At 64.5% G+C, this 6,889-nt stretch carries 6 protein-coding genes and 2 pseudogenes; 5 read left to right on the forward strand and 3 right to left on the reverse strand.

Annotated features, from left to right (window positions below; genetic code table 11):
* Nucleotides 1-348 (forward strand): annotated as a pseudogene (locus tag ACI944_RS09730) (phosphate ABC transporter permease); the annotation flags it as partial.
* On the opposite strand, the gene ACI944_RS09735 reads toward ACI944_RS09730, so the two are convergent.
* Entirely contained in the window at nucleotides 345-806 is a 462-nt protein-coding gene (locus ACI944_RS09735) for a methylated-DNA--[protein]-cysteine S-methyltransferase (RefSeq protein ID WP_411718847.1), read from the reverse strand. The pseudogene ACI944_RS09730 and the gene ACI944_RS09735 sit on opposite strands and share 4 nt — an antisense overlap.
* Nucleotides 807-893: 87 nt before the next feature.
* On the opposite strand from ACI944_RS09735, the gene hemB reads away from it, so the two are divergent.
* From hemB to hemL, 4 genes are all read left to right on the forward strand, one after another.
* The gene (gene hemB / locus ACI944_RS09740) at nucleotides 894-1,874 is read left to right on the forward strand and encodes a porphobilinogen synthase (protein WP_411718848.1); all 981 of its coding nucleotides are present in this window, start codon (nucleotides 894-896) and stop codon (nucleotides 1,872-1,874) included.
* A 308-nt stretch (nucleotides 1,875-2,182) separates the two neighbouring features.
* A complete protein-coding gene (locus ACI944_RS09745) occupies nucleotides 2,183-3,856 on the forward strand; it encodes an ammonium transporter (protein ID WP_411718849.1) in 1,674 nt (557 codons plus the stop codon).
* Nucleotides 3,857-3,864: 8 nt separating this feature from the next.
* On the forward strand, nucleotides 3,865-4,308 hold the full coding sequence (locus tag ACI944_RS09750) for an Lrp/AsnC family transcriptional regulator (protein ID WP_411718850.1): 444 nt from the start codon (nucleotides 3,865-3,867) through the stop codon (nucleotides 4,306-4,308).
* A gap of 307 nt (nucleotides 4,309-4,615) precedes the next feature.
* On the forward strand, nucleotides 4,616-5,956 hold the full coding sequence (gene hemL, locus ACI944_RS09755; RefSeq protein ID WP_411718851.1) for a glutamate-1-semialdehyde 2,1-aminomutase: 1,341 nt from the start codon (nucleotides 4,616-4,618) through the stop codon (nucleotides 5,954-5,956).
* A 330-nt stretch (nucleotides 5,957-6,286) separates the two neighbouring features.
* Here the strand turns inward: hemL and ACI944_RS09760 are convergent, their stop codons facing one another.
* Together ACI944_RS09760 and ACI944_RS09765 are read right to left on the reverse strand one after the other, a co-directional pair.
* The gene (locus ACI944_RS09760; RefSeq protein ID WP_411718852.1) at nucleotides 6,287-6,532 is read right to left on the reverse strand and encodes a glutaredoxin family protein; all 246 of its coding nucleotides are present in this window, start codon (nucleotides 6,530-6,532) and stop codon (nucleotides 6,287-6,289) included.
* Nucleotides 6,533-6,589: 57 nt separating this feature from the next.
* Nucleotides 6,590-6,889: pseudogene (locus ACI944_RS09765) on the reverse strand (hypothetical protein); the annotation flags it as partial.

Genomic DNA, 6,889 nt, shown 5'->3' on the forward strand with positions numbered 1-6,889 from the left:
GGCCTCGTCCGGTACCCCGTGGCGGTTGCCACCGGCGTCGCCGGAGCGGCCCTCGGTCTCATGCTCACCAGGGTCGCGCTGACGTTCGTGACGGCCTTCGTCGGCGCGGCGCTCGCCTCCGGGTCGGTCACGCTCGCCGATTTCACCGCTGCCCGTGAGGGGCTCTCGCCCGATCCGATCCTCTTCGATCCGCTCGCAACCACCCCGGTCGCCGGCATCGAACTCCCGGCGTTCGGCGCGCTGTTCGTCCTCGGGATCCTCTCACAGATCGGCCTGTTCGAACTCGGATGGGTCACGCGCCTCGCAGCAGCTATCCCGGGTATCGGCCGCGTACTCGGGGACGATTAAAGCCCTTCCAGCGATCGGAGTCGCTGCTCGACCGTCGGCGGCGCGGCGCTCGGCCCGTCCGAGACGCGGTGGTCCGGGACGACGAGCGGGGCGGGGTTTTCATCGAGGGCCGCCCTGAGACGGGTACAGTCGTCCGCTGACTCGGGGTCAACGCCGGGCGTCATCCGCGCGAGTCCCCGGATCGTCACGTTCTCGCCGTAGGGGACCGTTCGGAGCGTCTCCAGCACCGACCGTCGGTCGGTGGCCATCGTCAACGCGACGTCGATGTCCTCGAAGTCGTCGGCCGACCCCTGGAGATACTCCTCGATCCGATCCAAGAGCGGGTGGTCGTCGTCGCCTTCGGGCGTCTCCGGAAACGACACCGAGAGGACACGCCCACTCGCGATCCCCACCTGCACGTAACGCTCCAGATACGGGGACTCTCGGGCGTGGATGCCGGCTTCGGGCTGGGTGTCCATACCGCCTATTCGGACGGCGACGGTTTGAACGTGCGGGCCGGGACCGGCGACGATAACCCCTATGGGAGTCGCGTCGCAATTCCGGCTATGGACTTCCATCACCGTCCCCGACGGCTCCGGACCGACGGCCTCCGGCCGCTCGTCAGCGAGACGGAACTGTCGCCGACGGACCTCGTTGCGCCGGTGTTCGTCGACGCGACGACTGATGACCGTGTCGAAATCGACTCGATGCCCGGCCACGAGCGGGTCCCCCCGGAGGCGTGTGTCGACCGGGTCAGAGAGATAACCGACACCGGCGTCGAGGCGGTCATCGTCTTTGGGATTCCCGAGTCGAAGGATGAGACCGGCACGCGCGCGTGGGTCAAAGACGGCGTTGTACAGCGGGCAGTCCGGCGGATCGCCGCGGAGACCGATGCTTACGTGATCACGGATGCCTGCCTCTGTGAGTACACAAGCCACGGCCACTGCGGAATCTTGGAGGACGGCGCCGAATCCGATCCCCGCTTGACCGTCGACAACGACGCCACGCTCGAACGCCTCCAGCGGGTCGCGGTTTCGCACACCGAAGCGGGAGCCGACATGATCGCCCCCTCGGGCATGATGGACGGGATGGTGGGTGCGATCCGGGGCGCGCTCGACGGCGCAGGCTACGAGAACTTGCCGATCATGTCCTACGCCGCGAAGTACGAATCGGCCTTCTACGGTCCGTTTCGCGACGCCGCCGACGGCGCGCCCGCATTCGGCGACCGACGACACTACCAGATGAACCCCGCGAACGCGCGCGAGGCGCGTCGCGAGGTCGCCCTCGACGCCGAGGAGGGGGCGGACGTACTGATGGTTAAACCCGCGTTGCCGTACCTCGATGTCGTCGCCGACGTCCGTCGATCGTTCGACCGACCGGTCGCGGCGTACAACGTCTCTGGGGAGTACGCGATGTTGCACGCCGCCGCGGATCGCGGGTGGCTCTCGCTCGAAGCAGTCGCCCACGAGTCGCTACTGTCGATCAAACGCGCCGGTGCCGACTTGATTATCACGTACTTCGCCGAGGACGTCGCGGACTACCTATAGGGTGCGCGCAAGCTGAATACGGGTGGAACGCGGGAGGTCTACCGCCCCCGCCGGCATACGAACGTCCAGAAACATGCCCCGAACCGCATCCACTTTTTGACGTTGTACGACCTTATATTGCTATTATACTCCCCCATATCTGACACTCGTCCATATAGAATGCGCTGAGATGTGGAATATAAACTCCAACATTTATGTAGGGGGCTTGCATGAAGATAAGACGTGATGCAATATACAAACGTAGCAGAACAGAGCAAAAATATGAATGTACATGAGAATATACGTTGTTTCGGTCCGGGGGTGAGACGATGATCGAGGCGATACCGATGCAGACCGGTATCGAAGCAGTAGAGGCCGCCGTCAACGAAACGTGGATTCTGACGGTGACGTTCCTCATCTTCTTCATGCACGCTGGCTTCGCGATGCTTGAGGCAGGGCAGGTGCGTTCGAAGAACGTCGCAAATCAGCTCACGAAGAACATGCTGACGTGGTCCGTCGGCGTCACGGTGTTCTTCCTCATCGGAACCGGTGTCGAGAGCCTGGCGAGCGGTGCGGGCTTTTCGCCGGCTGCCGGTGCTGGCGGATACGTCGGCTGGTTGTACGGTGCCGTCTTCGCGATGACCGCCGCGACAATCGTCTCGGGGGCCGTCGCCGGACGCGCGAAACTCCGCGCGTACGTCACCTACACGTTCCTGCTGGCCGCCGTGATCTACCCGGTCATCACGGCGTTCACGTGGGCAGCCCCTGAAACCGGACTCATCGAACAGCTCGTCGGTGCCCCGTTCGCCGACTTCGCCGGCGGGATGATCGTCCACGGGATGGGCGGTATCGCTGGACTCACCGCCGCGGCCGTCTTGGGCCCGCGGATGGACCGATACAACAACGATGGATCGGTGAACATCATCCCCGGTCACTCGATGACGTTCGCAGTGCTGGGAACGCTCATGCTCTGTTTCGGCTGGTACGGGTTCAATGTCGGCACCGCCGGTGCCTTCGATACGGGCGGGGCAGGCGTGAACACGCTGGGTCAGGTGGCCATGACGACGACGGTCGCGATGGGCATGGGCGCGATCGGCTCCGCCGCCGTTTCGCTGCTCAGATCCGGCAAGGTCGACACCCTGTACACCGCCAACGGCATGCTCGCCGGACTGGCCGCCATCACGGCAATCCCGAACTCGACCACCTGGTGGGGCGCGTTCGTCGTGGGGATCCTCGCAGGTGCACAACTGCCGATCGTCTTCGACTTCGTCTCGAACAAACTCCAGATTGACGACGTCTGTGCGGTCTTCCCAGTTCACGGCAGTGCGGGCGTGCTCGGTACGCTCCTGATGCCGTTCGTCGCGCTGCCCGGTGTCGTCGACTCGGTCGCCACCCAGTTCGTCGCCCAGGTTGTCGGCGTCGTCATCATCGGCGGCTGGACGCTCACCACGACCGGTATCATCTGGTACTTCTTCAAGGCTACCGGCCAGGCCCGCGTCTCCGCGGAGCACGAACAGGACGGCCTCGATGTCTCCGAACACGGCGTCGACACCTACCCCGAATTCGGCGGCCGTGACACGATCGCCACCGACGGCGGGCACGTGTCAGACGACGAGACAGGGGTCATCCGTACTGACGGCGGCGAGCCTAACGACGAAGACGAGATCAAGATGGTCATGGGATTCATTCGGCCCGACAAGCTCTCCGACGTGAAACAGGGGCTCGCGGAGATCGGTGCCCCCTCGCTCACTGTCACGAACGTTTCCGGTCGCGGCTCTCAGCCCGCCAAGACCGGTCAGTGGCGCGGCGAGGAGTACAGCGTCGACCTCCACCAGAAGGTCAAGATCGAGTGCGTCGTCAACGACATCCCGGCCGCAGACGTCGCGGAGGCCATAAGCGATGCCGCGGAGACCGGAGAACCCGGTGATGGAAAGGTGTTTATCCTCCCTGTCGAGGAGGCCTACCAGATCCGGACTGGCGAGGTCGGACCCGACGCGGTCTGACCGTAGCGATGACGGAGCGGTTCGAGGAACAACTCGTCGCGACGCTGTGTCGCAACGGCCGCGCCGATATCCGCGATATCGCGGCGACGACCGACGTGGTCCCGACGACCATACAGAAACACCTTCGCGCACTCGAGGACCGTGGCACGGTCAACGGCTACACTGTCCAGGTGAACTACGGTGAACTCGGCTACGGGACCGCCGTCTTTCGGCTTGGTGTCGAACTTGACGTGATCGACGACGTGACCGACCGGCTTCGCGAACGCGAGCCGTTCGTCACGGTGTACCAGACGAGCGGCCCTGACAACGTCTTCGCGATCGGAAAGTTCGAGAGCGAGGCCGCGATCGCGGCTTGTCTGCGTGAACTCCACCACGATCCCGATATCCACCGGGTGGATGCCGATACGGTCGTCTCGGTGCGACGGGAGAACGACTGTCCGATCCCCGAGTAGCCCGCCCGAAAAAATCGGATCCCGGGTGGGATCCCACGGAGGAACCAACGGGTGCCAGCCGCTTCGGTTCGTGGTCGGCAGTGCTGTACCGGTTGCCGCGACGGTCGCGGCGTCACCCACTACGCGATCGATAGACATTATCGGGACGGATACAGCAATAATCGCTATTGGGGTCTAAATAATATCTGATACAAATTAAGATACGATAAAAAATACAACGATTGGCTAATAAACTGCACAGCGAACAGTAGCGGAACGTCCGATGGCCGACAGTAACCCTTTGTGGGCGCGAGCGGAAGGGGTTGATATGAACCACGATGCCTCCCGCTCGCTGTACGATCGGGCGCTGTCGGTCATGCCCGGCGGCGTGAACTCCTCGGTCCGGGCCGCGCCGCAGCCGTATCCGGTCTTCGCCGACCACGGCGAGGGCGGCCACGTCGTCGACGCGGACGGCAACCGATACATCGACTGGGTCTGTGGGCTCGGGCCGCTGTTGCTCGGCCACGACATGCCCGAGGAACTGCAGGCGGCGGTTCAATCGCGGTCCGCCGAGGGGCCGATGTACGGGATGCCGAGCGATATCGAGGTCGAGCACGCGGAGTTCGTCTGCCGGCACGTCCCGAGCGTCGAAATGATCCGCTTCGTCAACAGCGGCACCGAGGCGACCGTCTCGGCCTGCCGGCTCGCGCGGGCGATCACCGAACGCAACAAGATCCTCGTCATGCAGGGCGGCTACCACGGCGCCCAAGAGTCGACGCTCGTCGAGGGCGACGCCGACGACCCGAAGCCGTCGACCGCCGGGATCCCGCAGGCCTTCGCCGAACACACGATCCCGGTCCCGTTCAACGACCCCGAAGCCGCCCGCGCGGCCTTCGAGGCCCACGGCGACGACATTGCTGCCGTCCTCGTCGAACCGATCCAGGCGAACATGGGTATCGTCTACCCGGTCGAGGACTATCACCAACACCTCCGCGAACTCTGCGACGAGTACGGGTCGCTGTTGGTCTTCGACGAGGTCATCACCGGCTTCCGCGTCGGCGGTCTCGGCTGCGCTCAAAGCGAGTTCGGGATCGACCCCGACATCACGACGTTTGGCAAGATCATCGGCGGCGGCTTCCCGGTCGGCGCCATCGGCGGCAAAACGGAGTACATCGAACGATTCACCCCCTCGGGCGATGTCTTCCAAGCGGGCACCTTCTCCGGACACCCGGTGACGATGGCCGCGGGCCTCGAAACGCTGCAATACTGCGCCGAGAACGACGTCTACGACCACGTCAACCGCCTCGGCCGGAAACTCCGCGAGGGGCTTTCCGACCTCGTCGCCGATCACGCCCCCGAGTACACCGTCGTCGGATCGCACTCGCTTTTCAAACTCGTGTTCACCCGCGCCGAGGGCAACCCACAGGGCGAGTCCTGTCTGAACGGCTGTCGACAGGACCCCGGATGTAGCCGCTACGACGCCTGTCCGAAGCGCGGTACCGACGTCACGCGGGCCGAGACCGACCGGTACGCCCGGCTGTTCCGCCCCGAGATGCGCGAGCGGGGCGTCCTCGTCTCGCAGAACCAGTTCGAGTCGAACTTCGTCTCCTACGGCCACACCGACGAGGACGTCGAGGAGACGCTGGAAGCGTACAAGGACGCCTTATAAATCGCGTGGTGAACTCCCCACGTTGAGGACCGACGAATTGACATCCCCCGCCGCTCGCACCCGAAAGCACAACAGCAGCAGTTGCCCGACAAAAATAATCGTAACGAAGATCGAAAGCGCCGCCGTCCCATAGGCCAAAAGCCCGTGCTCCACCGGATTTTGCGGTTCCTCCTCGGGGGCTTTCAGTCTGAAGAGCTCGGCGGCCAACATCGAGGCCCCGACGCCGAGTTGTGCGAGGCCCGCTATCGCGGGGTGCCTCCGACGCGGTTTATAAATACCCGCGAGCGAGTGGCTCGCCGGAACCCCCCCGCCGGAGCGCCGTGTTCGGCCCTACGCGTAGCTCTCTTCGAGGAACTCGACGATGTCATCGGATTCGGACATCCCATCGATCCCGTGTTCCTCGTCGATGATGACCGGGACGCCGGTCTGGTCGCTGACCGCCTCGACCTCGGTGCGCTGGCTGTGCGAGCGCGGTACCTCGATGCTGTCGTACTCGAGGCCCAACTCGTCCAGTTTGTCGACGACCTTTGCACAGTACGGACAACCGGGCAGTTCGTAGAGAGTGATGTTTGCCATCGGCGCGCAGTTGGTGTGGCTACCTAAAGAACGCGACGGTGTTGTGCCCCGGGATCGTCAATCCGCCACCGCGCCCGAACGACTCTCGACGCCGGCCGAAGGCGCTTCCGCCGGCGCATACACCGAATTGAGGGCCGCCCGCGATGGGGCTTTGACGACGGTGACCGAGTTCCCGTCCCGTTGCACCCGGACCGCGCCGTCGAAGCGCCCGCGGTCGTCGAACGTCCAGGCCGTTCCGCCGGCGGCGCTTGCGCGGCGCTGGCCGCCCCAGTGTTCGATCACTTGCCCGTAGCCCCTGCGGAACGTGGCCGCATCCCCGGCGTCATCGAACGTCACGTTCCAGACGTGGGCCGTTTC

It is taken from the genome of Natronomonas sp. (genome assembly GCF_046710025.1).
GTDB lineage: Archaea > Halobacteriota > Halobacteria > Halobacteriales > Haloarculaceae > Natronomonas.

Bases quoted from the DNA above. Each gene is read 5' to 3' on its own strand.
- ACI944_RS09735 (WP_411718847.1), bottom strand. From the start codon at position 806: ATGGACACCCAGCCCGAAGCCGGCATCCACGCCCGAGAGTCCCCGTAT.
- hemB (WP_411718848.1), top strand. From the start codon at position 894: ATGGACTTCCATCACCGTCCCCGACGGCTCCGGACCGACGGCCTCCGG.
- hemL (WP_411718851.1), top strand. From the start codon at position 4,616: ATGAACCACGATGCCTCCCGCTCGCTGTACGATCGGGCGCTGTCGGTC.
- ACI944_RS09750 (WP_411718850.1), top strand. From the start codon at position 3,865: ATGACGGAGCGGTTCGAGGAACAACTCGTCGCGACGCTGTGTCGCAAC.
- ACI944_RS09745 (WP_411718849.1), top strand. From the start codon at position 2,183: ATGATCGAGGCGATACCGATGCAGACCGGTATCGAAGCAGTAGAGGCC.
- ACI944_RS09760 (WP_411718852.1), bottom strand. From the start codon at position 6,532: ATGGCAAACATCACTCTCTACGAACTGCCCGGTTGTCCGTACTGTGCA.